Origin of the sequence: Undibacterium sp. (genome assembly GCF_030683615.1) — a bacterium.
GTDB classification, from domain to species: domain Bacteria; phylum Pseudomonadota; class Gammaproteobacteria; order Burkholderiales; family Burkholderiaceae_D; genus Undibacterium; species Undibacterium umbellatum.
Genome location: NZ_JAUXQE010000045.1, coordinates 1 through 25,862 on the forward strand (window position 1 = coordinate 1; position 25,862 = coordinate 25,862).

At 46.8% G+C, this 25,862-nt stretch carries 28 protein-coding genes; 7 read left to right on the top strand and 21 right to left on the bottom strand.

Going from position 1 to position 25,862, the window contains the following annotated elements; translation table 11 throughout:
- From Q8K39_RS24530 to Q8K39_RS24590, 13 genes are all read right to left on the bottom strand, one after another.
- The coding region (locus tag Q8K39_RS24530; protein ID WP_305263734.1) for a methyl-accepting chemotaxis protein at nt 1–1,238 on the bottom strand (1,238 nt) is incomplete at its 3' end.
- 76 nt (nt 1,239–1,314) lie between these two features.
- Nucleotides 1,315–1,824, bottom strand: coding sequence for a chemotaxis protein CheW (locus Q8K39_RS24535; RefSeq protein ID WP_186951609.1), 510 nt, complete (start codon nt 1,822–1,824; stop codon nt 1,315–1,317).
- Between the two features lie 35 nt (nt 1,825–1,859).
- The gene (cheA, locus tag Q8K39_RS24540) at nt 1,860–3,893 is read right to left on the bottom strand and encodes a chemotaxis protein CheA (protein WP_305263735.1); all 2,034 of its coding nucleotides are present in this window, start codon (nt 3,891–3,893) and stop codon (nt 1,860–1,862) included.
- Nucleotides 3,894–3,943: 50 nt separating this feature from the next.
- Complete coding sequence (locus tag Q8K39_RS24545; RefSeq protein WP_110253733.1) at nt 3,944–4,309, bottom strand: response regulator; 366 nt, start codon at nt 4,307–4,309, stop codon at nt 3,944–3,946.
- Nucleotides 4,310–4,360: 51 nt separating this feature from the next.
- Entirely contained in the window at nt 4,361–4,909 is a 549-nt protein-coding gene (locus Q8K39_RS24550; protein WP_186951611.1) for a chemotaxis protein, read from the bottom strand.
- 86 nt (nt 4,910–4,995) lie between these two features.
- A complete protein-coding gene (gene motB / locus Q8K39_RS24555) occupies nt 4,996–5,919 on the bottom strand; it encodes a flagellar motor protein MotB (protein ID WP_186951612.1) in 924 nt (307 codons plus the stop codon).
- A 17-nt stretch (nt 5,920–5,936) separates the two neighbouring features.
- Nucleotides 5,937–6,797, bottom strand: coding sequence for a flagellar motor stator protein MotA (motA, locus tag Q8K39_RS24560; protein ID WP_186951613.1), 861 nt, complete (start codon nt 6,795–6,797; stop codon nt 5,937–5,939).
- 118 nt (nt 6,798–6,915) lie between these two features.
- A complete protein-coding gene (locus Q8K39_RS24565) occupies nt 6,916–7,602 on the bottom strand; it encodes a class I SAM-dependent methyltransferase (RefSeq protein WP_305263736.1) in 687 nt (228 codons plus the stop codon).
- A 135-nt stretch (nt 7,603–7,737) separates the two neighbouring features.
- Nucleotides 7,738–8,292 (bottom strand): flagellar transcriptional regulator FlhC, encoded by a 555-nt coding sequence (flhC, locus tag Q8K39_RS24570; RefSeq protein WP_305263737.1) that lies wholly within the window; start codon nt 8,290–8,292, stop codon nt 7,738–7,740.
- Between the two features lie 38 nt (nt 8,293–8,330).
- A complete protein-coding gene (gene flhD, locus Q8K39_RS24575; protein ID WP_110254236.1) occupies nt 8,331–8,648 on the bottom strand; it encodes a flagellar transcriptional regulator FlhD in 318 nt (105 codons plus the stop codon).
- A 536-nt stretch (nt 8,649–9,184) separates the two neighbouring features.
- Entirely contained in the window at nt 9,185–9,892 is a 708-nt protein-coding gene (dnaQ, locus tag Q8K39_RS24580) for a DNA polymerase III subunit epsilon (protein ID WP_305263738.1), read from the bottom strand.
- 33 nt (nt 9,893–9,925) lie between these two features.
- Nucleotides 9,926–11,317 (bottom strand): tRNA lysidine(34) synthetase TilS, encoded by a 1,392-nt coding sequence (gene tilS, locus Q8K39_RS24585; RefSeq protein WP_305263739.1) that lies wholly within the window; start codon nt 11,315–11,317, stop codon nt 9,926–9,928.
- Nucleotides 11,314–12,288 (bottom strand): acetyl-CoA carboxylase carboxyltransferase subunit alpha, encoded by a 975-nt coding sequence (locus Q8K39_RS24590; RefSeq protein WP_110253741.1) that lies wholly within the window; start codon nt 12,286–12,288, stop codon nt 11,314–11,316. The genes tilS and Q8K39_RS24590 overlap by 4 nt, the downstream gene beginning before the upstream one ends.
- 480 nt (nt 12,289–12,768) lie before the next feature.
- Between Q8K39_RS24590 and Q8K39_RS24595 the strand changes: the two genes are divergently transcribed.
- From Q8K39_RS24595 to Q8K39_RS24615, 5 genes are all read left to right on the top strand, one after another.
- Nucleotides 12,769–13,788: a tetratricopeptide repeat protein gene (locus Q8K39_RS24595; RefSeq protein ID WP_305263740.1), complete on the top strand. Its 1,020-nt coding sequence runs from the start codon at nt 12,769–12,771 to the stop codon at nt 13,786–13,788.
- A gap of 113 nt (nt 13,789–13,901) precedes the next feature.
- Entirely contained in the window at nt 13,902–15,056 is a 1,155-nt protein-coding gene (locus tag Q8K39_RS24600; protein ID WP_305263741.1) for a murein L,D-transpeptidase family protein, read from the top strand.
- Nucleotides 15,057–15,103: 47 nt separating this feature from the next.
- Nucleotides 15,104–15,766, top strand: a complete 663-nt coding sequence (locus Q8K39_RS24605; protein WP_370868675.1) for a peptidylprolyl isomerase — start codon at nt 15,104–15,106, stop codon at nt 15,764–15,766.
- A 35-nt stretch (nt 15,767–15,801) separates the two neighbouring features.
- Nucleotides 15,802–16,290: a peptidylprolyl isomerase gene (locus tag Q8K39_RS24610; protein WP_186951621.1), complete on the top strand. Its 489-nt coding sequence runs from the start codon at nt 15,802–15,804 to the stop codon at nt 16,288–16,290.
- An 18-nt stretch (nt 16,291–16,308) separates the two neighbouring features.
- Nucleotides 16,309–17,100 (top strand): UDP-2,3-diacylglucosamine diphosphatase, encoded by a 792-nt coding sequence (locus Q8K39_RS24615; protein ID WP_305263742.1) that lies wholly within the window; start codon nt 16,309–16,311, stop codon nt 17,098–17,100.
- Between the two features lie 12 nt (nt 17,101–17,112).
- On the opposite strand, the gene Q8K39_RS24620 is transcribed toward Q8K39_RS24615, so the two are convergent.
- Nucleotides 17,113–17,805 (bottom strand): ABC transporter ATP-binding protein, encoded by a 693-nt coding sequence (locus Q8K39_RS24620; protein ID WP_305263744.1) that lies wholly within the window; start codon nt 17,803–17,805, stop codon nt 17,113–17,115.
- A 13-nt stretch (nt 17,806–17,818) separates the two neighbouring features.
- Here Q8K39_RS24620 and Q8K39_RS24625 point away from each other — a divergent pair, with 13 nt between their 5' ends.
- Nucleotides 17,819–18,469, top strand: a complete 651-nt coding sequence (locus tag Q8K39_RS24625; protein ID WP_186951624.1) for an arylesterase — start codon at nt 17,819–17,821, stop codon at nt 18,467–18,469.
- A gap of 16 nt (nt 18,470–18,485) precedes the next feature.
- Nucleotides 18,486–19,559, top strand: a complete 1,074-nt coding sequence (mnmH, locus tag Q8K39_RS24630) for a tRNA 2-selenouridine(34) synthase MnmH (RefSeq protein ID WP_305263746.1) — start codon at nt 18,486–18,488, stop codon at nt 19,557–19,559.
- 7 nt (nt 19,560–19,566) lie between these two features.
- Here the strand turns inward: mnmH and ccoS are convergent, their stop codons facing one another.
- The 7 genes from ccoS to Q8K39_RS24665 all read right to left on the bottom strand — a co-directional run bounded on the left by ccoS (nt 19,567) and on the right by Q8K39_RS24665 (nt 25,850).
- A complete protein-coding gene (gene ccoS, locus Q8K39_RS24635) occupies nt 19,567–19,710 on the bottom strand; it encodes a cbb3-type cytochrome oxidase assembly protein CcoS (RefSeq protein WP_186951625.1) in 144 nt (47 codons plus the stop codon).
- Nucleotides 19,711–19,733: 23 nt separating this feature from the next.
- The gene (locus tag Q8K39_RS24640; protein ID WP_370868676.1) at nt 19,734–21,980 is read right to left on the bottom strand and encodes a heavy metal translocating P-type ATPase; all 2,247 of its coding nucleotides are present in this window, start codon (nt 21,978–21,980) and stop codon (nt 19,734–19,736) included.
- Nucleotides 21,981–21,984: 4 nt separating this feature from the next.
- Entirely contained in the window at nt 21,985–22,227 is a 243-nt protein-coding gene (locus Q8K39_RS24645) for a heavy metal translocating P-type ATPase metal-binding domain-containing protein (protein WP_305263749.1), read from the bottom strand.
- A 476-nt stretch (nt 22,228–22,703) separates the two neighbouring features.
- A complete protein-coding gene (locus tag Q8K39_RS24650) occupies nt 22,704–23,699 on the bottom strand; it encodes a S49 family peptidase (RefSeq protein ID WP_370868680.1) in 996 nt (331 codons plus the stop codon).
- Nucleotides 23,699–24,064 (bottom strand): Rieske (2Fe-2S) protein, encoded by a 366-nt coding sequence (locus Q8K39_RS24655; protein ID WP_186951629.1) that lies wholly within the window; start codon nt 24,062–24,064, stop codon nt 23,699–23,701. Before Q8K39_RS24655 ends, Q8K39_RS24650 begins: the two co-directional genes overlap by 1 nt.
- A 26-nt stretch (nt 24,065–24,090) precedes the next feature.
- Nucleotides 24,091–24,750 (bottom strand): HAD-IIIA family hydrolase, encoded by a 660-nt coding sequence (locus Q8K39_RS24660; RefSeq protein ID WP_305263753.1) that lies wholly within the window; start codon nt 24,748–24,750, stop codon nt 24,091–24,093.
- A gap of 92 nt (nt 24,751–24,842) precedes the next feature.
- Entirely contained in the window at nt 24,843–25,850 is a 1,008-nt protein-coding gene (locus Q8K39_RS24665) for an RluA family pseudouridine synthase (RefSeq protein ID WP_370868677.1), read from the bottom strand.
- Nucleotides 25,851–25,862: the final 12 nt, after the last annotated feature.

The window sequence follows — 25,862 nt, forward strand, 5'->3', positions numbered from 1 at the left end:
ATTTCTTTCGCAGCACTGGCACTACGCTGCGCCAGGTTGCGCACTTCTGCCGCCACCACGGCAAAGCCGCGGCCCTGCTCACCTGCCCTGGCGGCCTCCACTGCCGCATTCAAGGCCAGGATATTGGTCTGGAAGGCGATACCGTCAATCACGCCAATGATGTCAACAATCTTGCGAGAACTTTCCTTGATCGAACCCATGGTACTCACTACTTGACCAACCACTGCACCACCTTTGACAGCAACACCGGATGCAGAGACTACCAGCTGATTAGCCTGGCGTGCATTGTCGGCATTTTGCCTGACTGTACTGGTCAGCTCTTCCATCGAGCTGGCGGTTTCTTCCAGTGAACTGGCCTGCGATTCCGTCCGACTGGACAGATCAGCATTGCCAGAAGCAATCTCTTGCGATGCTACCGTGATGGTCTCTGTACCGGTCCTTACCTGCCCAACCGTGGCAGCCAAATTGTCGTTCATATTCTTCAAAGCCTGGAACAATGAAGCCACTTCATCATTACCTGTTACTGCGACCTGACTACGTAAATCTCCTTCTGCCACAGTTTCGGCCAGACTCAGGGCTTCTTGCAAGGGCTGTGTAATACTACGAGTGATGGTCCAGGCAAACAGTGCGCCTAATGCCAGAGCAGACAACAAAATGACATAAAGCCAATTAGTCAGTTTCGCGCCTGCAGCTGCAAAGGTTTCAAAAACCTGCTTCGAAGCGACATCCTGCACATCGACCAACTTATTCATTTCCTGGATTGATTTGGTGCTCAAGGGATCAATCACTGTCGCAATAATCTTTGCAGCACCTTCCGCATTAAATGCCAACGCCTGGCCAACAGCATCCTTTAATGGCTTATCTATTTCCTTATCAATTTTGGCAATATCACCAAGAATTTTCTTTTCTTCTTCACTCAAACCCAAAGAAGCAATTTTATCCTTGGCTTCTTCATATTTTTTCTTTTGCAGCTTGACCTTGGCCTCTTCTTTTTGCATTTCACCGACATCTGACTGTATGCCGATATTGCGCATGGCTATTCCGCCTTCAAACAAGGCACTTTTCATATTATTTGCCAATACCTGCTTTTGTGCGGACAGGTTCAAACCATCTGCCATTGCCTTGCGATTGTTGCCACTAAGCGCATTAACAAATAAAATAACTGCAATCAGGCCCACCAAAATAAGTGCAAAGCCCAATCCCAGGCGGGTGCCGATTTTAAAATTTCTCAGATTCATAGCGTCTCCATTTTATTTTTTGCTAGCTACTACACCGACTCTATTTTCTTGCCAATCAATCCAGGAAAAACAGGCTCTATGCCGCTGTATCAACCAAGCCCATTTCTGGACTCGACATCAATTTATCAATGTCTACAAGTATCAACATGCGATCATCCAGCGTACCGAGACCAATCAGGAAGTCTGTGCTAAACGTTGTTCCCATTTCTGGTGCTGGCCTGACCTGCTCTGGCAACAAGGTAGTAACATCGGAAACGCTATCCACGACCATACCAACTATGCGACCCTCGATATTCAAAATAATAACGACCGTGAATTGATCGTAGGTAGGCGTACCCAAATTAAACTTAATGCGCATATCAACGACGGGAACAATAATGCCGCGCAAGTTGATAACACCCTTCAAGAAATCTGGGGCATTGGCGATGCGAGTTACTGCTTCGTAACCTCGTATTTCCTGCACCTTGAGAATGTCAATACCGTACTCTTCATTTCCCAAAGTGAAAGCAAGGAATTCATGCCCAGCAATATCGGACTTAGTTCCATCATTGGAACCATGATCACCAGCCTGTGAAATTTGCGTCATTTCTTTTTCCTCGTCTTAAATTTCTAATTCAATCTTCATCGCGCGGTGCGCAAAACAGCAGCGACATCCAAAATAAGTGCAACACCACCGTCGCCCAGAATCGTTGCACCTGAGATTCCGGGGACTTTCTTGTAATTTGATTCTATGTTTTTCACCACAACTTGCTGCTGACCTACCAGATCATCAACAAACAGCGCCGCTTTTTTACCATCCACCTCAACAATGACAACAATGCCATCGGATGGATCAGTATATTTGGGCTGAATGTCAAAATATTCGTACAACGGCACGAGTGGCAGATACTCGTCACGGACCTTGACCACCCTGCCCTTGCCGCTGATTTCTTTAATGTCCGCCTTGGTCGGTTGCAACGATTCCATAACGAAGCCCAAAGGCAAGATATAAATCTCGTTACCAAATTTAATCGACATGCCATCAAGTATTGCCAGTGTCAAAGGCAGGGAAATCGTAATAGTTGTTCCATATCCTTTCGCCGAGCGTATATCGACTACCCCACCCATGGCAGTTATATTACGTTTGACGACATCCATGCCAACACCGCGACCTGAAACATCAGTGACAGTCTCAGCAGTAGAAAAGCCGGGAGCAAAAATCAGGAGCCAGACCTCACTATCAGTCATAGAGTCAGATACAGTCAAACCATTCTGCTTTGCCTTGGCGAGAATTTTTTCCCTGTGCAAACCACCACCGTCATCACTGACTTCAATAACAATATTGCCGCCCTGATGCACAGCAGAAAGGGATAATTTACCGGTTTCATTTTTACCAGATTGCGCCCTGGTTGCCGGCATCTCTATACCATGATCGATACTATTTCTAACCAGATGGGTAAGTGGATCAACGATGCGTTCAATCAAGCCTTTATCCAGCTCCGTCGAAGCGCCATAAGTGACAAATTCAACTTTCTTGCCAAGTTTGGTCGCCAGATCTCTGACCATCCGCGGGAAACGTGAAAACACATAATCCATAGGCATCATGCGTATGGACATGACGGCCTTTTGCAGATCACGGGTATTGCGCGTCAAATGTGCAACGCTGCTTAACAAGCGCTCATTGGCGATAGGGTCAAGATCCTGAGTACGCTGTTCCAGCATGGCCTGGGTAATCACCAGCTCACCGATCAGATTAATCAACTGATCCACTTTCTCTATACCAACCCGTATGGTTGAGGATTCTTGAGAGGCCGCAGGTTTTTCAATTTTTTTCTCGGCTTGCTGAACTTGCTTTTCAGCGGCAACAACATCCACCATTTTTTCAGCTACAGGAGCGGCTTTATTTTCTTCTGATGGAAACATGGATTCCAGAGGTTCAAAGAATCCATATCCAAGCTCATCTTCGGTAGGCTCTGCCTTGCCAGCAGGTAAGCTGGCAATCTGTTCTTCGCTTATTTTCAGAGTATCAGGATTAAGTATGAAAGAACAAATCGAAATGATGTCATCTTTGCTTTCATTGGTGCGTAATGCCAGAACTACGTTTTTACCATTATTATCGAGCCTGGAAATCGCACCCAGCAACCCTAACTCAGACATGATGGCAACAGCATCAGCTTCAGATACTTCAGGCATTTCAATTTTAAATGCCGTTTTAAAGACGACATCGGAATGATCAAGCTCTGGGATTCGGCTATTAAAACTGGCGATAGGTGCCGATGCGGGCACCGGATCCTGTGACAGCGATTGCAGCAACATCCTGACATCAGCAACAGCATCCTGATCAACAGGGGTACCGAGCCTATGGCCATCAAGCTGCATTTTCAAAATATCTTTGGCGATGAGAAAAGCGTCGACGTGCTCCCCAGTAAGCGCCATCTCTCCCTTGCGTATTTTATCGAGCAGCGACTCCAGAATATGAGTCACTTCTGTCATGTCCGTCAGGCCAAAAGTCGAAGCTCCACCCTTGATGGAATGAGCTGCCCGGAAAATGGCATTCAAATCCTCAGGATCTGGCGAAGAGATATCGACGGCAAGTAACAATTTTTCCTTCTCGGCAAGAAGCTCTTCCGCCTCGTCGAAAAACACTTGGAAAAACTGACTCATGTCAATCGTCATTATTAAACTCCGTGATTTACATTTGTTTGCCCAAACTGCGGGCCATGAATTCAGCCAATCACTTTTTTAACCACTTCAGTCAGTTTCTGCGGATCAAATGGTTTTACCAGCCAGCCATTGGCACCAGCAGCACGACCTTTAGCCTTCATATCGTCGCTTGACTCAGTTGTCAGCATCAGTATGGGCACGCGCGCATAAGATGGCAAACCACGCAAAGACTTGATGAGAGTAAGACCATCCATTCTTGGCATGTTTTGGTCCGTCAGCACCAAATCGACTACTTGATTACGTGCTTTTTCCAGACCATCCTGACCATCAACTGCTTCAATTACCTGATATCCCGCTGCTTTTAAACTGAAAGCTACCATCTGCCTCAAGGAGCCAGAATCATCCACAGCTAAAATTGTCTTGGCCATATTTACTCCGTTATACGAATTATAGGCAGCTTCCGCTCACTGCCACTTGATTTAAAATAACTCTATGTCACCACTATCCAGATGCTTTTGATGCACTGCTTTACGTAACAAATTCTTCAGATCCGCACTTTGCTTTTCCAGGCGTAAGTTAGTTTCGCGCAGCAACGCCGTCAATTCATCAGATTCACCATCATGTTCAATATCATTACCCAACACACCTAAAGTCCCCAGCACTTCGCGCAAGCCTTCACATCTTTGCAAGGTTCGTGAAATCAATTGACTGGTCAAATCCTGAAATTGCAAGCTGGTTACTGCTGAGCTGATATGCTTGGAAATATCTTCCTGTATGACCTTGAGCCGCAACACACTTTCATCTGAAACACCGCCAGAACTGACGATCAAATTGATTTCCTCCTGCTCACTCGATATTGCCGCATGCAGCGCCATGAAGCTGACACCCAGCTTTTCTATCGCCTCACCCAGGAGTATCGTTGTTTGCGCAAGGTCGGTCTCAACCTCCAGCAAATGTGCATTTCCATGATCAGACACACCTGATAAAAGTTGCTTAACCTGAGAACCCAACAGTTTCTTTTTGGACATCTTAAGCATCCTATCTATGCATTTTGACTTAATGATGCTGCAGTCTTACTTGTAGCTTGCTACTGCTTTGCCTGTCATTACTTCTTTCAAGGCTTGACTGAAATTTCTGCACTTGAGTCAGGTTGACTTTCGACTTCAATGGTGCCTCCGTCCTGCGATGCAGACTGCTCTGCTTTCTTATTCATGACGATAATGCTGATTCTACGATTGATAGGATTCAAAGGATCTTGCTTGTCAAAGAGTACCGAAGAAGAAAGGCCAACGACTCTTAACATCTTGGTCTCATCCATCCCCCCATAAATCAACTCACGTCTTGATGCATTGGCACGGTCAGCAGAGAGCTCCCAATTGCTGTAGCCGCGTTCGCCACTACCATACGGCGCTGCATCAGTGTGGCCAGACAAACTGATGCGATTAGGCACATCATTAAGTGCTTTACCTATCTCATGCAAAATTTCTCTGGTATAGGGCTGTAAATCTGCCTTGGCAGAGGCAAACATAGGGCGATTTTGTTCATCGACCATTTGAATACGCAAACCATCGGTTGTAATATCCAACAACAATTGTTTCTTGTATTGCTTCAAGGTAGGATTAGACTCAATCGCCGCTTCAATTTTTGTTTTCAAGCCCTTTAACCTCTCAGCTTCAACTTTGGCCAAAGCAGCCTCTGCAGCCTGGAGATTATAAGTTTTCTTCTGTGCGTCAATATCACCTTTGCGATTTTGCCCTTCTCGTGCGCTGAGATCCTTACCACCGCCCTTGATAACACTAGAACTATCGCCACTGCCATCACCACCAGCCATTGCCACCTTCAGGGGAGTCTGGAAATACTCGGCAATGCCGTTCAAATTACCCTTGGCTGTAGACCCCAGCAACCACATCAATAAGAAGAAAGCCATCATCGCAGTGACAAAGTCAGCGTACGCAATCTTCCACGCACCACCATGATGACCACCGGCCACCTTCTTGATGCGTTTGACTATAATTGGTCGAAGTTCTTCGCTTGCCATCATCAATCCTGTTTTTATTATTTAGATTTAGATTGCTTAATATGATCTTCCAACTCCGAAAAGGTGGGCCTCTCAGTTGAATATAGCACTTTCCGCCCAAATTCCACTGCCAAAGCTGGGGCATAACCATTCAGACTGGCCAGCAAAGTAACCTTGATACACTGAAAAGTCTTGGATGACTCATCCAACTGTTGCTCCATCAAACTCGATAAAGGACCGACAAATCCATATGCCAGCAAGATACCCAGAAAGGTACCGACCAAGGCCTTCGCGATGAGAATCCCCAATTCAGCAGGCGGAATACCAACCGATTCCATCGTGTGCACAACGCCCATCACCGCAGCCACAATCCCAAAAGCAGGCAAGCCATCACCAAGCTTGGCAATGAAATGTGCAGGAACTGCACCTTCGTGATGATGCGTTTCCAACTCATTATCCATCAAGTTTTCGATCTGAAAAGCATCCATGTTCCCTGAGACCATCAGCCGCAAATAATCCGATATGAACTCCATCATATGATGATCATGAACAATTGAAGGATATTTACTGAACAGCGGGCTTTCTTCCGGACGTTCGATATCACCTTCGATGGACATCAGGCCTTCCTTACGCACTTTGGTTAGCACATCAAACAACATGGTCATCAACTCCATGTACAAAGCTTTATTGTATTTTGAGCCTTTCAAAACGCCAGGAAGTGCTTTCAATGAAGCCTTCAGAGTTTTTGCATTATTACCCACCAGTGAAGCACCTACCGCGGCGCCACCTATCATTAACAATTCCAGTGGCTGAAACAATACAGCAACGTGTCCGCCGGACATGACGAAGCCGCCAAAGACCGAGCCAACCACAATGATATAGCCAACGATAACTAACACAGGCTTTTACTCCTTAGAGAGGATTTTTTATAATATCAACTACACTACCTCAGACCTGAAACATTCACCAGAAATGGAAGGTTAAATATTGCTTCAGGAATACATTTCACTATGATCATTATATGCGCCAGATATAGAGAGCGGGGTCATTCGCATTGCTTTTTATAGTTACATCCGCATCAATACCAGGCACTTTAAACTCATAACTCATGAACAAGGTATCCGACCGCATCTCAGACCTCACTTTCACCCACAACTCTGGCATGGCCGCTGGCGACAAATACGCGAACACCACATCAAATTCAGCGAAATCAAGTCGAAGATAGTCTTTCAAGTAAAAACCAAGTCTGGGCCCCGCCAGTTTCGCCCTGAACCAACTTACTAGCCAGGGAAAAGGCGCGATTTCGACGCCATAAAATGATTGCTGTGGCCGCAGTTTTGCGAGACTGACGGATACACCACCAAAGCCACTACCTATATCAATGAAACGCAAATCATCGCGCGCAGGTAGTTGCTCAAGAATACACGGCAATAAACTGGATTTGGAAGGAAAATATGGAACTTGCGTACGGTAAGTTGACCAAAACAACAATACCATCAGCAAAAAGATGCACAAACTAAGTGCTGGATGCAACTGAAAAACAAGAGAAGCAATAACTGCAAGCGGGAAAACAAATTGTATCAACCACCACCACCAACTCATGCCCAGCATAATGCTGAGGCCAGCGGCTAAACTTGCGTGAATAGCGAGAAGAAAATAAGGAGACAGTATGCCGCCAAACCACCACTGATCAGTGACATACAACAAATAAGACAAGCCAAAAGCGCGTAACTGCAATAACAGCGCCAGAAAGACGGGCGAAGAAAAGACTCCGTCACCCAATAGGAGTTTGCCTTTGCGAGTTTTCGATGATACTACCTCCAAGGCTCCTCCTGAATTTTAAGCCACCATTTCCAGCGAGGCCTCCGCATCTTTTGCTTTTTTTGTTTTACCCGCCCTTGACGGGACGTGGCACAAACCACATGCATAATCATCATGCAAATCCAGACTATGTGCAACAAAATGCCCACCGCATTTGCAACATTTTGCAAAACTCAGCATTTTTCCTTCAAAGAAGCGAACCAGAGTCCAGGCACGTGTCAGAGACAATACTGGCTCCTCACCCGCTGGCACTGGAAATTGCTCCAAGTATAGGCGATATGCCTTGATGACGGCCTCGATGCCAGCCACTCCCGCATGTTCGCGCAAATATTTATGAATATTCATAAACAGGGAAGAATGAATATTTGGCTGCCAGGTAACAAACCAGTCAGCAGAAAAAGGCAACATGCCTTTTGGTGGAGATACACCCTTCAATTCCTTGTATATCTTCAGCAGACGCTCACGCGACAAGGAAGTCTCAGATTCCAGCAATTGCAATCTGGCACCCAGATTGACCAATTCAATTGCCAGTTGAATTTCGTGAGCTTCGTTTACTACGCTTTTGCTTGCCATGATTTTTCTCCGTCCGCTTCGATTCAATTCCCGACAAATTAATGGATTTCTTCAACTGGCTGACCAGCCATCAAAATCGCAGCATGGGAATGCGCAAGAGCACGTTCCTTGTTGTAATTTGTCAACATACACAAAATGGAGCTATCTTCAAAGCGGAAGCGCGCCAACATCATATTGGAGCCAGCCAATTTCAAAATCTGGGCGTTATTCAAACCTTCGATCAGGTCTGCAATTTCCTTGCCGATACCCAAACGGAAAATAGCGGTCGCTTTATCAGCGCGAATCATTTGTTGTGCCAACATCAAATAACTCAAATTGGCATCCCGAATCTCGGCCATCATATCGTTCTGCGTCATTTTCTCACCCTCCAGTTTGTAATCAGCGGCATGTTTGCGTTGCCAGTGAGATACATTGTGCAGGCTGAGGAAAAGCGGCTGTATAAGCGAGAATCCGTATTTAAACCAAGAATAAAACGAAGACATGCCGTAGGAAAATATCCTACAGGCACATTTAGACATCTACAAAACGAAATTTCGTAGAAAACAGATTTTTATTTTTTCGGATCAGCAAAATTGGCCAATTCAAAAAACTTCAATGAAAACAATTGCTTACGTAAAAAACGAGCTTTTACTTCATCGTCTTGTAATCATTAACGGCAGCACTTTAGAAAACTTTAGGGAAAATTTAAAAATATTTTTGATTTATTTTAATACCCATCTAACGGCAACAAATTGTGAAAACTTTAGGGCTGGGATCAAAAAAAACTCAAAAAAAATCACCTGTTTGCAACAGGTGATCATTTTTGAGTCTTTTAGGTGGCTATTAAAGCTAGTAATTCTTATATTTATTGCTATTTATATATTTCTTTAAAGGCAATATTTACCATTGTTTCCTACACGGTCGTGTGCCAGATGCATTTATCCTTGATTTGCTTATCCAGGCCTGACAATAAGGCATCATGCTCCCCCATCTCTTCATCCGTTGCCATTAAGACAGTAATCTCTCCAACCGGCATATCAAAGGCGACAACTTCCTGTTCTTTTGGGGTGTCATCTTCCTCAATATCGATCTCAAAACTATTTTGCCCGCGCGACATTGCCAGAAAAACATCTGCCAATAATTCAGCATCCAGCAAAGCGCCATGCAATTTGCGGTGTGAATTTGAAATCTCATAGCGGGTACAGAGGGCATCCAGTGAATTTCGCTTTCCGGGATGCAATTCCTTTGCCTGCACCAGGGTATCTACAATACTGGGGCAATACTCGGTCAGCGCTGGCAAATTCAGGCGCGCAAGTTCTGCATTCAAGAAGCCGACGTCAAAGGGTGCATTATGAATAATGATTTCTGCATCCTTGATATAGGTGCAGAATTCTTCAACCACTTCGGCAAACTTGGGCTTATCGCTTAAAAACTCTGTCGTCAAACCGTGAACTGCCAGCGCGCCTTCTTCAGAATCACGCTCAGGATTGATATAACGATGGAAATTATTTCCAGTCAGCTTACGGTTAATTAATTCTACACAGCCAATTTCTATGATGCGGTCGCCATTGCGTGCATTCAAACCTGTGGTTTCGGTATCGAGGACTAGCTGCCTACGCATATTGAATATTCCTATAAGACGACAATACTTAATTTAATCAAAAACCCAGCGCAGGGAAACACATGCGCCTGGCGCCGCCTGGCAAAACCGGCTTTGCATGCCGACGCCGGCAGCAAACAGTAAATTCTGGCCCGTAGAGACATAGGGTAAGCGTTCCCGCTGCCAGAATGGTATGCGCAAGGACTGAAAATGACTTTTCATGTCGCGGGTCGAGCGGTTTTCTGCCAGCTTCAATCGCTCCCCTCCCCTGCGCAAATGCAAGGAAAGCCCCTGCGACTGCAACCAGGCCGCATCAAAACCATGATCACTCTGGTCAAAATGCAGGCTACCAGCAAATTCAGGGAAATGGATATGTGCCTGTCCTTGCCAGACAAACTCTTGCAAACGGCTTTCCTCTGCCACTTCAACTTGTTGCGCTGATAAATAAACAGTATCTTTATAGCGGTGTATAGCGATAGTATCGTGCTGCACTGTAATACGCGCATCTTCACGTCCATCAAACAACTGGCTTTGCATTTCTTTCAAGCGCGAAGTCGTTGGCATGCGCACACCAGTCCTGGAAAACCAGTAGCGGAACAAATTGTCCCTGCGTGCAGGACTCAGTGCGCGCATGGCAGCAATTGCCAGGCCGGTCTCATGCGTGCAACTGACGAAATCTTGTTCAGCAACTTCCAGCAGCAAATCTTGCGCAGCCTGGAAATGAGTGGCAGAACGCGCGATGCGCTCTGAATAGCCTGGCGACAAACCCTCAAGCACCGGCATCACACTGTGGCGGATGGCATTGCGCAGATAACGCTGGTCAGTATTGGATTCATCTTCGATGTAGCTTAAACCCTGCTGACTCCCATAAGCTTCGAGTGTGCTTCGTTTTTCTGTCAGCAGTGGCCGCCCCAGCATGACTTCATCATGACCAAACAAATTAGGCGCACGATGACAAACATCCATACCCGACATGCCAGCTACGCCGCTGCCTCGTAACAACTGCAATAACAGGGTTTCAGCCTGGTCATCCTGATGATGAGCAGCCAGGATTAATGGAATGCCGGCATTTTTCGACATTCGTCCCAAAGCGTGATAGCGCCCCTTGCGGGCAGACGCTTCCACGCCATCACCACTGTCGCGGCTAACCTGTATGCATTCAGATTGAAAGCTGATGCCAGTGGCAACACAGCCAGCCCGGCAGTGATCCAGCCAGGCATCGGCATTGGGACTCAGTCCGTGGTGTACATGAAAGGCAAACAGAGGAATATTGTTGCGGCGGCAATAATTCATCGCCAGGGATAGCAAAACCGTCGAATCCAGGCCGCCGCTATAAGCTACAGCGATGCCATTTTGCAGCCTTCCTTCACAGAAATCAGCAATAATGGCATCGAGTTTTTTTGAGAATGTTTGCTCAAGACTGGAGCAATGTTGATCTGGCCTCATTCAGCAAGTTTCGTTTCCTTAAACTTACCGTAGCTCAGCAATTTTTCATGACGGGCAGCCAGCAAGTCCTTGGTTTTTACACCCTGGAATTGACGCAGGGTATCTGCCAGTGCGCGTTTTACCAAAGCACACATTTGTTTAGGATCTCTATGCGCGCCACCCAATGGTTCATTGATGATCTTGTCGATCAGGCCCATGGCTTTCAGCCTGTGCGCTGTCAAACCCAGTGCTTCGGCGGCATCGGATGCGCGATCAGAAGTCTTCCACAGGATGGAAGCGCAACCCTCTGGCGAAATCACAGAATAAGTTGCATATTGCAACATCAATACAGCATCACCTACCGCCAATGCCAGCGCACCGCCAGAGCCACCTTCACCAATAATAGTGGTGATCAGCGGCACCTTCAGCTCTGCCATAACATACAGGTTATGACCAATAGCCTCGGACTGGCCGCGCTCTTCGGCATCTATGCCTGGCCATGCGCCAGTGGTATCAACAAAAGTAAATACAGGTATATCGAATTTTTCAGCCAGCTTCATCAGGCGCATGGCCTTGCGATAGCCCTCTGGCTTGGGCATGCCGAAATTGCGCATGGCACGTTCTTTGGTATCACGACCTTTTTGGTGCCCCATGACCATACATGCCTGACCATTGAACCTTGCCAGACCGCCCACGATGGATTGATCATCTGAAAAACTGCGGTCGCCATGCAACTCATGGAAATCAGTGAACATCTGATTGATGTAGTCCATCGTATATGGACGCTGAGGGTGGCGGGAGATTTGCGACACTTGCCACGGGGTCAACTTGGCGTAAATATCCTTTGTCAACATCTGGCTTTTCTTCGACAGCCTGTCTATTTCTTCAGAAATATCGACTGCGGAATCATCTTGAACAAAACGCAGTTCTTCTATTTTTGTTTCCAGTTCTGCAATTGATTGTTCAAAATTTAAAAATGTCGTTTTAGTCATCGTGCCTCCTTAACATCACACGAGTTGATAAAAAAATCCAATTTCATTCTGGCGCTGGCGCTGTGTTTAATTGAATCAAGTGTCGCTATGCTAAGCGTACAAAACAAGAATTTAGATGCCTGTTTTGTAAAATTCGTATGTTTTTATAATGGACAATTAGTCCTGACGGACCAGATTAGATATCAAAACCTGCCCTGCTGTCCAGTATTCCCCGCTTTTGTCTTGCGCCAGAGCAGTAAAAATCAGCATCCAGATACCTGTTTCCATGACACAAATCCCTATAGCCCAACTTGCATACAAGTCACGTGACGTCACAGATTCAGTTAAAACTGAAAAATAAAGTGAAGGGAAAATGCTGTTTGTTTGTCAAACACCCATAGTCGGCAACTTATTTGATAAGATGGCGCTTTGCTTGCAAGCCAGTATAACATTGCTGCTTATATGTTCTGCCTAACCCCTATAAATCCAAGACCGAACACCATGCGCCACATTTTAAAGAATGTACTTACCGTATCCAGTCTGTCCTTGTTATTGATGTCTGCCTATGCGCGCGCTGATGAGGCCGCAGATGTTGGCAAATTACTCAGGGCTGGCCAAGTAGGTGAAGCCTTGCAGAAAGTGGATGCGGCATTGGCACAGCGCCCCAAGGATGCGCAGATGCGCTTTCTCAAGGGTTTAATACTGACAGAGCAAAACAAGTCTGCGGAAGCCATCAGCATTTTCACTAAACTGACCGACGATTATCCGGAATTGCCTGAACCTTATAATAATCTGGCAGTGCTATATGCTTCATCAGGGCAATATGACAAAGCACGTGCCGCTTTGGAAATGGCCATCAGGACCAATCCTACTTATGGCACGGCCCATGAAAACCTGGGCGATGTGTATGCCAAACTGGCAAGCCAGGCTTATGACAAGGCCTTACAGCTCGATTCTGGAAACAATACCGCCAAGCTGAAACTCACCCTGGTTAAAAATCTGGTTGGCAATACCACTGGCGGCACCAATCCTAAAGCAGCCATGGCAGCAACAGCAGCACCAACACCTGCTGCGCCAGTCAAGACTAATTCCGCTGCTGTTGCGGTGGCAAAACCTGAAGTTGAAACCGCCAAGCCAGAACCCAAAACCAAGCCCGCACCTATTGCTGCTGCTAATGACAAATCAGAAGAAGATGTCATGAAAGCTGTAGAAAATTGGGCCAAGGCCTGGAGTAACAAAGATACCAATGCCTATCTGGGCCATTACGCAAAAGACTTTCAACCCCCAAAGGGTGAAAGCTTCAAAGCATGGGCAGAAGAACGCCGCCACAGGATAGAGGGCAAAGGCCGCATCAATGTCAAAATAGAATCACCCAAAGTCGATGTGGATGGTAATACCGCAACCGTCAAATTCCGCCAGATTTATACATCTGATCAATTGACTGCCAATAGCCGCAAAACCTTGCATATGGTAAAGCAGGATGGCAAATGGCAGATCAAACAGGAGCGTGCGGGTAGCTAATGTTTTTTGCTGTCAATCCTGAAATTCCGACTGCTGGCAAAGTCGGAAAATTGTGCATTTGTGCCATTGTTACAATGACATGCATTGCATCTACACTATCGCCAGCATCGGTCATGGCCAAGTCACGGCCAAACAAGGTCGCGCCCGCAGAAATCAATCCAAATGCACCTGACCCGGATGCATTGCTCATTGAAGTCTATAAAAGCCTGGCGGCCAATAACTTGCAAAAAGCGCAAAGCAAGATAGATGCGTTGGTTGAAGCTTACCCACATTTTCAACTAGCCCACCTGATACAAGGCGATTTATTGTTAATGCATACTCGCCCGGTACGCAATTTTGGCGTTGGCGCTTTGACTCAACCGGACAAATTGAAAGATCTCAGAGATGAGGCGGCTGCTCGACTACGTTCTTACCGTGAACGCCCTGACCCGGAGCTTATCCCCAGAGTCATCCTGCAATTGCGCGACGACCAGAAACAGGCCATCGTCGTTGATGCCAAAAAATCGCGTTTATATGTGTATGAAAATGCCGGGGGCCAGCCACGTCTGGTCAACGATTTCTACATCAGCCAGGGAAAATTTGGCATCAATAAACTCAAAGAAGGTGATCAAAAAACACCCATAGGCGTGTATTACATCACCAGCCGACTGGCTGGTGCCAAGCTGCCTAGCTTTTATGGCCCTGGCGCCCTGCCCCTGAACTACCCCAATGAATGGGACAAATTCAATGGCCGCAATGGTTCTGGCATCTGGCTGCATGGTATGCCACCTGAGAGCTTCAGTCGCCCACCCTTAGCATCAGATGGCTGCGTGGTATTGACGAATCCGGATTTTTTGAAAATTTCGTCCATGGTGGACATAGGAAAAACCCCCGTCATCATTAGTGAGCAACTGGAATTTGTCAGCCGCAATAAATGGATACTGGATAGGCACCTGGCAGAAAAGTTGGTTGATGACTGGCGCCTGGACATGCAAAGCCAGAATGCCAATCGCATTTTAACCAATTATTCGCGGAATTTTAAGACTATGCAGGGTGACAACCTGAATACCTGGTTTCCCAAGCAGCAGCAAAGTTGGGATAACTGGCATAATCCTGTTATAAAATTGAAAGATGTCACCCATTTTCGTTACCCAGGTAAAGATGAGCTCATCGTCAGTACTTTTACCCAGGAAACCACAAATGGCAAAGCCAGAGCAGCGGTTCGCAAACGTCAATACTGGCTGAAAGAAGCAGCCAGATGGCGCATCATTTACGAAACCACGGTCTGAGCAGTTTACTGTAAACTTATTTCTTCCATCACTAACGTATGCTGAATATGAAAATATCAAAAACCGGACTGGGCAGTGTATTTGTGGGCACCTGCCTGATGATGGCAAGCGCCTTCAGTTTTGCCGAAGGGCAACCAAAGGTCGCATTTAAGACCAACATGGGTGAAATCGTTATTGAACTCTACCCTGAGGCGGCCCCAAAAACCGTCGAAAATTTCCTCAAGTACGTTAAAAGCGGACATTACAAAGGAACCATCTTTCATCGTGTCATTGATAACTTCATGATACAAGGTGGGGGTTACGACAAGGATATGAAAGAAAAGCCGACCAATAAACCTGTCCCGCTGGAAGCACGTGAAGCGCTGGACCGCGGCTTGAAAAATGACCTGGGCGTGGTTGCCATGGCCCGCACGCAAGACCCCAATTCAGCAAGCGCGCAGTTTTACATCAATGTCAAAGACAATGAGTTCCTGAACCATCAAATCCTGCCTGAGGGAGACCCGGTAGAATTCCAGTACCGTGGCAACACCGTCAACGAAAGACGTGTCCGAGCACTGGCAATGACCGCAGGCTACACGCCATTTGGCAAAGTCATCAAGGGTATGGAAGTAGTTGAAAAAATTAAAGTGGTCGAAACTGGCGAAGCAAAAATGATGCAAAATGTACCTGTCAAACCAGTTATCATTCAATCCGCTACCCTGCTAAAGTAAACAAATCTCTAAATTTTTTGAAAAGAAAGACTACCATGGCCGTTATTCTGACCACCAACTTCGGTAATATCAAGATTGACCTGAACGAAGAAAAAGCTCCAAAAACTGTTGCCAATTTCCTGGCCTATGTTGAATCTGGTCACTACAACGGCACCATTTTCCATCGCGTCATTGATGGCTTCATGATCCAAGGCGGCGGTTTTGAGCCAGGCATGAACCAAAAATCCACCAATGCACCTATCGAAAATGAAGCCAAGAACGGCTTGAAAAATGAGCGTTATGCACTGGCCATGGCACGCACTGGCGATCCGCACTCTGCTTCAGCCCAGTTTTTCATCAATACAAAAAAGAATGACTTCCTCGATTACCCAGGCCAGGATGGTTGGGGTTACTGCGTATTTGGTAAAGTAGTTGAGGGTATGGATATCGTCGACAAAATCACAGCGGTAAAAACCACCCGTACTGGCATGTTCCAGGACGTACCGGTAGAAAACGTCCTGATCGAAAAAGCAGAAATCGTTTAATATCTATTAGCACATTCCATGATCGCAGACCACAGCGCGAATCAGACAAAAGCGCAACCTGAACTGGTTGCGCTTTTTGTTTCTGACACCCATTTAAATGCCACTCTGCCCTTGACCACGGCGGCATTTTTAAGTTTTCTCGACAAGCAGGCGACTCAGGCCAAGTCACTGTATTTATTGGGGGATTTGTTTGAATATTGGGTGGGTGATGACAATATCAACGACAGCTATAATTTGCCCATCGTCCAGGCCCTGCGCAAAGTCCATGATCACGGCGTGCAACTATACTGGATAGCTGGAAATCGCGATTTTTTGATCGGCGCCGATTTTTCTGCTGCAACCGGGGCAATCTTGCTGAATGATCCCAGCGTAATTGATCTGGCAGGCAAAAAAATAGTGCTTAGCCATGGCGATGCGCAATGCACAGATGATCACGCGTACATGAAATTCAGGGCGCAAGTCAGGCAAGCAGAGTGGCAAACGACTTTCCTGGCTATGCCGCTTGAGCAACGTAAAAAAATCATTGAAGGCTTGCGAACAGAAAGCAAGATGGAACAAAAACAAAAATCCGTCGCCATCATGGATGTCAACGCTGATGCCATTGCAGCATTGTTTTTACAAACTGGCAGCAGCACCATGATACATGGGCATACGCACAGGCCAGCCATACACACCAATAATGGTCAAACCAGGCATGTATTGCCGGACTGGGATTGCGATTGCGATGACCAGACCAAGCGTGGCGGCTGGCTGGCTGCCTATAGTGATGGCAATATTCAGGCTTACAACTGGGACGGGAACCTGAAGTAAATTAATGCATCCTCATGCATTGACAGTGTCAGACCGCAAATGACCGGCACTGATGGTTAACACCCTCCCACATCTTGCTGCAATCGACAAGTCGTGCGTAACCAGGACCAGGGTTGATCCACGCTCGCGATTCAAAGTGAACATCAGATTGATGATAGCCTCGCCAGTGGCGGCATCCAGGCTGCCGGTAGGTTCATCAGCAAACAACAAAGGCGGCTCGGTGACAAACGCCCGAGCCAGCGCCACCCGCTGCTGCTCACCACCTGACAGAAACTTGGGATAATGCCTGAGTCTTGAACCCAGTCCAACGTGTTCCAGCATTTTCTCTGCCTTGGCACGAGCCTGTTTATCACCGCGCAACTCCAGCGGCAACATGACATTTTCCAATGCATTCAAATGCATCAATAATTGAAAAGACTGAAATACAAAACCCAGTTTCTCCTTACGGAATTGCGCTCTACCATCTTCTGTCAAATCAAAAATATCTACGCCATCCAGCATGACCTTGCCTTCCGTTGGCGTATCCAGACCTGCAAGAATACCAAGCAAGGTTGACTTGCCAGAACCAGATGCCCCAACAATTGCAAGCGTTTGCCCAGCTTGCGCGGTAAAATCTATGCCATTCAGTATGCTCAACTCGCCAGTCGCATCCGCTACGCGCTTGGTCAGGTGCTTTACTTCTATTGCCGCTTTATTTGATTCCATAAGGTCTTTACGTATGCTTTTTACTCGATTGTCAGGTCACGTCAGCAGCTTATTAAAGCAAGCCCTGGTGCTCGTCATGTTTGCAGTTACTACTTTACCCGCATATTCTGCATCAAAAACCATCCTTGTGCTCGGCGACAGCTTATCTGCCGAATATGGACTGGTGCGTGGCAAAGGCTGGGTAGCCTTGCTGGAGCAGAGATTGCAGCAAAAAAATATCCCGGCCACTGTCATCAATGCCAGCATCAGCGGCGACACTACCAGCGGTGGAAAGGCAAGACTGGCCAAACTACTGGAAAAACATCATCCAGATATACTTATCATCGAACTGGGTGGCAATGATGCCTTGCGTGGCCTCTCGCTAAAAGCTTCTGAAGATAATTTCAAAGGCATGATAGACATGGCAAAGATGCAGCGCAGCAAAGTGCTCTTAGCTGGCATGAAAATCCCACCAAATTATGGCCCCGATTATTCCGAGCGTTTTTTCTCTCTTTATGAAAAATTGGCTAAAGCAAACAAGACAGCATTAGTTCCCTTTTTGCTGGAAGGCATAGCAGAAAAAGAGACGCTTTTCCAGGCGGATCGCATCCACCCTGCTGCAGAGGCCCATCCAGCTATACTCAATAATGTCTGGCCACATTTGTTGCCACTTTTAAGTAAATAAGTTGAGTAAACAATTCATGAAATATCCAGAGCTACTTGACTTCCCGGAGGTATTCGAGCGACGCGCAGAATTTGAAACCATCATCGATGCGCGCAGTCCCGCTGAATTTGCTGAAGACCATATTGCCAATGCCATTAATTGCCCGGTACTCGACAACGATGAGCGCATTGTCGTTGGCACCAAGTATAAGCAAGTTGGTTCATTTGAAGCCAAACGTCTGGGTGCTGCTCTGGTTGCGAAGAATATAGGACAGCATATAGAAAGCTTGTTTCAGGACAAACCTCGCGACTGGAAACCACTGATTTATTGCTGGCGAGGCGGAAACCGAAGTGGTTCCATGGCCCATGTTTTCGCAAGAGTAGGGTGGCCCGTAGCACAATTGAATGGTGGCTATAAAGCATACAGGCAATTTGTTAATAACAGCCTGAGTGCAGAATTGGACCAGTTTCAGTGGCAGGTATTATGCGGCCCGACAGGCAGTGGCAAAAGCCGCACCCTGCAAACCTTGGAACGCCTGGGCGCACAAGTCCTTGACCTGGAACAACTGGCGGAACATCGTGGTTCAGTTCTGGGTGGCTTGCCCGAACATATTCAACCATCTCAAAAGCAGTTCGAAAGTCGCATTTTCGAGCGCATGCAGGAATTTTCACCTCAAAAAGTGATTTATGTAGAAGCGGAAAGTAAAAAGATCGGGGACCTGCGAGTTCCTGAACACCTGATGAGTGCCATGCGTGCCTCGACTTGCATACAGCTCATGCTACCGACAGCCAGAAGAGTGGAGTTATTGATCGAAGAATATGCCCATTTCATGCATGACACTGAAAGCCTGAATAAACAATTGCACTTTCTGACAGCACTGCACGGGAAAGAAAAAATACTCAGCTGGCGAAGAATGGCAGAAGGTCGCGAACTACAAGGTCTGGTGCATGAGTTACTGGAGCAGCATTACGATCCTGCCTACAACAAATCCATTATTCGAAATTTTGCAAAATACCTCAATGCCCATTCAATACAACAAAATAATATTGATGAATTTGACTTCATTGACACGGCAAATCAGATATTGAGTTTAGCCGATCGCTCATCATAACCAATCTTCAACCATCCACATCATCAACAATACTTTTACCCTGGTCCTCCAGATCATCAAATTGTTTGTGATTGACTGCCCACCAAAATACGGCACCAATCGCAAACACCAGGACCAAGCTGAGCGGTATTAACAAGTAAAGTATATCCATAATTTCCCGTGCAGCTCTCTATATCAATCCGGCATCAAATAAACAGCTTGCCTCAATAAGTACAAGCGCAGCGCATTCAGAACCACAATCAACGAACTCAGCGACATTCCCAGAGCAGCGTGCCACGGTTCCAGCCAGCCTGCCATGGCTGCTGGTATCGCTAGCACATTGTACAGTACAGCCCACGCCAGATTTTCGCGTATCAGCCGGTAGGCTTTAGTGGCGACTGTCATTCCAAAATCAAGATCAAGCAAGCGGTTAGACATCAATAATACATCACTGCGCGATTGCGAAATTGGTGCCCCCTGCCCCATCGCCACGGATACATCCGCCAACGCCAGCACAGGCCCATCATTCATGCCGTCTCCAACCATGACTACTGTGGCACCATTCGCTTGTAGCTTTCGCACTATTTCATATTTACCTGCGGGGCTTAGCCCCGAATGCGCCTCCTGAATATCGCATTGTGCAGCTATTTTCTTGACGACATCCAGCCTGTCACCAGACAAAAGCAGTATTGTTTTCCCCTTATTCTTTAAATTTCTAATCGCTTCAATCGCATCATCACGCAATATGTCATCGAGTGCGAACCACAAAAGGTTGCCACGTTGATTGGCCAGAACAGTTAAAGTTTGCCCTGAAAAGCGTGGAGGTACGATCATTTCCTGAACATGCAGTTCATGTGCAAATTCCAGACTACCCAGGCGATAAACTTCTCCATCAAATTCAGCTTCAATACCGCCTCCAGGCACCTCCCTGATTTTACTCAACTCAGGTAAATCTTGATGCGATTTCCTTTGCGCCAGATAATCACCAATTGCTTTGGATACGGGATGTGTAGATTGACATGCCAACGCCATGGCAATTGCTGTACTGATCGAATTTTCACTTGCAAGTAGCATTTCCCTGACCTGCAATTTACCCATGGTCAAAGTACCGGTTTTATCGAAGACGATATGTGTAGCTGATGCCATGGCTTGTATGGCTTTTGACTTCGCCAGCAAAACACCATTCTTAGCCAGAATACCTATGGCTGCGGACATCACTCCAGGTGTCGCCAATGACAAGGCACAAGGACAAGTCACGACGATGATGCTGATGGCTATCCACAAGGCACGGTCAGCATCTATTTGCCACCAGACCAAGCCGCTGAAAAAGGCTAAGATGAGGATGATGATCAAAAAGCGGCTGGCATGCTTATCTGCCAGCAAAACCAGCGGCGGTTTTTCCAGCGAGGCAGATTCCATCATGCCTATCAATGCCGACAATTGGGTTGCACCACCCACCTCTTTTGCCTGCATCACAAGAGAGCCGTGAATATTCACAGACCCCGCCAGCACATGACTACCTATAGACTTACTGACCGGCAAAGATTCACCCGTCATCAATGCTTCGTCGCAACTGCTTTCACCGTTGATGACGACACCATCCGCAGGGATATGCTCACCGGCTGCCACGAGCAAATAATCGTTCGTCTGCAAACTGGCAACATCGACAGTCTCAACAGCCTGCTGTGGATATGAAAGAAAACGTTGTGCCATCGCTGGCGATAATTGCGTCAATATTCTCAGTGCTGCAGTTGTTCGCTTTTGCACCCTGGACTCAATCAGCCGCGCACCGAGCAAGAGGAAAACAAACATGATGGCGGAGTCAAAATAAACAGCACCGCCGTGAAAAGACGCCCAGACACTGGCAAAGAAAGTCAGCAATATGCCGAGCGACACAGGCACATCCATACCTATATGATGATTCTTTAAATCACGCCAAGCAGAAGAAAAGAAAGGCATGGCTGAAAAGCCGATAACAGGTACCGCGATGATCATGCTAGCCAGCTTCAGCAGCTTATCGACATCTGGTGTCAGATCACCATCAAGCTGCGGCACAGGAACCATGTAGGCAGGAAAGGCATACATCATCACCTGCATCATGGCAAACCCGGCGACGAATATGCGCCACAGGGCGCGCTTGTTTTCTTTTTGCTCCAGCTCATCTGGCGACTGACTTGTGGGTAAAGCGCCGTATCCAAGGTCTGTAATGGCTGCAAGAATTCGCTTGAGCGTCAGCAATTCTGCATCCCAGGAAATTTCAGCGCGATGGCTGGCAGGAAGTATCTGGAATGTGACCACACCAGGTAACTGCCTGATGCGAAATTCGATCAATTGCACACAGGCAGCACATCGCATACCTGAAAGATTCAGTTTCTCCGTAACAAGCTGTTGCTGCTGACCTATTTCACTTATGTCTGGTATCGCACCATGCGCATCCCTCATGTGCTCACCCAATAACTGGCTGGCTGGCTTTGTTTTTCATATATTCATTGACCAGATTATTTTGCTCAACAGTGCGCAGGATAGCAAGGCAACCGTGACAGCAAACTGGTTGCGTGTAGCCATTAAATTGGACGGTTAGTGCATTGCTTTTACGCATTTTTTCACCACAATGAAAGCAGTCTATCTTTTCCCCTGTTTTAAAAGAGAAAAGAACTGAGTCAAGAAACGATGAAAATGCGAATGCCATGTTTTCCAGAAAGAGATTTTCAAGAATAAGTTGACGTTGATATTACAGGAAACAAAATAAGGATGCTTGACGCGAATCAAGTTCAGGGAAGGAAATTTAGACACAAAAAAAAACGGTAGCATTGCACTACCGTTTCTTTTACTTCATGGATACTACATGGAGCTTTACAAATATTATACTGCTACTGCGATGCTAATACATAGCGAGGAATCCGAGAAACCTCAGGTCCGCAGACTACGCGGATAGGTACTGCACAAATTGTAGGCATATCCACTTCATTAATAACCGGCACACAAGACATTACCGGAGCTCAAATTCAATCCGCCTAGGATACAAAAAACTATTTTGTATATCGACCTCCTTCTTTTGAACCAGTTACGCCCCTAATATATGCCAACTCATTTGCGAGTGAAAGAAAAAAATAACTATGCAAGCAGCCAACAAGATTAAGAAAATCAACCAAACTAAATACTCAATTAACGTATGCCTGGCGTATTTCCCTTTAGCATCGTGGTCGCTGCACTAGAGCCTATGGACGCGCCAAATTTTTTCAAGACACGCTCAGGCAGACCTTCTTTTTGAGTGTAATCAACAATATTTTCCACCTTGACAATATCTCGCACCACTGAATCAACAGAACCAAAATCATCTGCCAAACCCATTTGCACGGCCTTGCTCCCTATCCAAAAAAGACCCGAAAACATTTCTGGCGTTTCTTTTAAGCGCTGGCCACGCCCAGTTCGCACCGCATCAATAAATTGCTGATGAATTTCGTTGAGCATGGTCTGCGAAAAAGCTTTTTGTTTTTCAGTCTGCGGCGAAAATGGGTCCATGAAGCCCTTGTTTTCACCTGCCGTCATCAGGCGGCGCTCAACACCCAACTTATCCATCAAGCCAGTGAAACCAAAGCCATCCATGAGTACGCCGATAGAACCGACTACACTGGCTTTATTGACGAAAATTTTATCAGCGGCAACAGCAATGTAATAGCCGCCCGACGCGCAGATTTCATCAACCACGACATACAGCTTTTTATCTGGGTATTCTTTGCGTAGCCTGCCCATCTCATCATTGATCATGCCCGCTTGTACTGGACTGCCACCAGGGCTATTGATACGCACAATGACAGCAACCGAACCAGGATCAGCAAACGCCCGGTTCAATGCAGGGATCACTGTATGCGCGCTGCCAGCACCTTCAGACTCTATGGTGCCATCAATTTCTATGAGCGCTGTATGATGCCCCAGGTTTTCCATTTCACCCGTTGCATAATCACTAAAATAGTAAAACGAGAAAATCATCACCGACAAAAATGCGAACCTGAAGAAGATACTCCAGCGCCTCCGCAGTCGTTGCTCACGCAAGGATTCGGTAGCCAGCTTTTCCAGAAGCTGACGTTCCCAACCTTCTTTTTTGTCGCTTTCGCCTATTGGCGAACTCGGGAATTGCTCATTCATAATTTTTCCAGAAATCAGGCAATAACAGCTTGTATATAATCGTCGGGATGCCAGTAAATCTGCCCGTCTTCTTCGCTGACATTGATTTTTCGCAGGCGACCACCGCGACAAGGGCCGCCCGTGCAATAGCCAGTGTCTGGCTGATAAATTGCGCCATGGGTTGCACACATGATGTAAAGCCCACTGGATTCAAGGAATTCACCAGGATTCCAGTCCAGCTCGACTGGTACGTGAGCACAACGGTTCAAATAACCATGCACTACACCGTCATAGCGAATGACAAAACCTACGGCATCATCGCTCCCAGCAGTAACAGGAAAGCGTACTCCCTTGCCACCTTCTATCAAATCATCTGACTTACATACAGAAATTGCCGTCATCTCTACCTCGTATCTACCACTTGTGTTCAGGCGTTTTGGCGCAGCCACTCATGCAGCTGCGCAACATCTTTTGCAGAAAACAAGGGTTGCATGTTCTTTAGGGCTAACACGTCATGCGCACCATATTCAACCGCAATCGCTGCAGCACCAGCATTATTGGCCATCTGCAAATCATGGGTAGTGTCACCTATCATGACGGTGCGGCGCATATCCTGACCCAGTTCACGAGTCAACTCCTGCAACATGGCGGGATGTGGCTTGGAAAATGTCTCGTCGGAACAACGTGTCGCATCAAATAGCGAGGTCAGCTTGGCTGTATGTAAAGCGCGACTCAGGCCAACCCGGCTGGCACCAGTTGCCACCGCCAGGAAATAACCTTCCTGCGCTAATTCAGCCAGCATTTCCCTGACGCCTTTAAATAGAGGCAACTCATGATCCTTGGTCAGGAAGTGATGGCGAAAACGCTCAACCACCCTGGGATAGAGTTTGGGGTCTATGCCCGGCATGGCCACCTGTATTGCTTCAGGCAAGGCAAGGCCGATGACATAAGAAGCGATATCTTCTTTGGGAACCGGCAAACCAAGGTCTTTCGCTGCGGACTGCATGCATTTGACGATGGCAGCTGTGCTGTCCATCAAGGTTCCGTCCCAGTCAAATACAATTAAATCAAATTGCTTTTTTGCCATATATTCAATAAACGCGCGCACACCAGCATGCGCGACATGTTTCTCATCAATAACGGCATCATACCATTACTAAACCATTAAGACTTTCCGCACTAAGCCAGGCTTTTCAGAAAATCGTCACATTCTTTAGGTAAGCCCGCATTAACTGTCATGGTTTTGCCCGTCTCAGGATGGACAAAGCTTATCTGGTGCGCATGTAGGAACATGCGCTTCAACGCGCCACGTCCTTCGCCGGCCTTAAGCAAAGCACGATTCAGAGAAAAGTCACCATACTTGTCATCGCCCGCAATAGCAAAACCGCTAGCCGATAGATGTACACGAATTTGATGGGTACGCCCGGTTTTCAGCTCAGCTTCAAGCAAGGCGAAATCCCGATATTTTTTCTGCAAAGTAAATACCGTATGTGAGGCCATGCCATCCGCCTGCACCCGCACGCGGCGCTCACCTTCCCCAGTCGTATACTTATGCAGAGCCAGCTTGACATGTTGACGGGCATTTTTCCATTCACCATGCACCAGGGTCAGATACCGCTTGTCAGTAACACCATCACGCATTTGTTCGTGTAAATTTGTCAATGCGCTACGTTTTTTGGCCAGCAAGAGTATCCCTGATGTTTCCCTGTCCAGTCTGTGGACTAGCTCAAGGAACTTGGCATCTGGCCTGGAAGCACGCAATTGTTCAATCACACCATAACTGATGCCTGAGCCACCATGCACTGCTACGCCAGCCGGTTTATTGATAATCAACAAATGATTATCTTCAAACAGAATGGGGAATTCATGCTTGGGTGCAGTCTGTTCGCTGGGTTCTGCCATGCGTATTGGCGGGATGCGGACAACATCCCCCTCTACCAGACGGTACAACTGGTCTATACGCCCTTTGTTAACACGCACTTCACCGGAACGTAAAACACGGTAAACATGGCTTTTTGGCACGCCTTTACAGATGCGTAGCAAGAAATTATCAATGCGCTGTCCCGCTTCTTCTTCCGAGATCGTGAGCATCTGAACTTTGGGTTGGGAGGCCGAAGGCTGCTGAGGGGAAGGCTTTTCCATCTGAATTTGATGTGCTCCCCTATTAATTGTCGCTAAGTCCTTCATTTTGAATATATA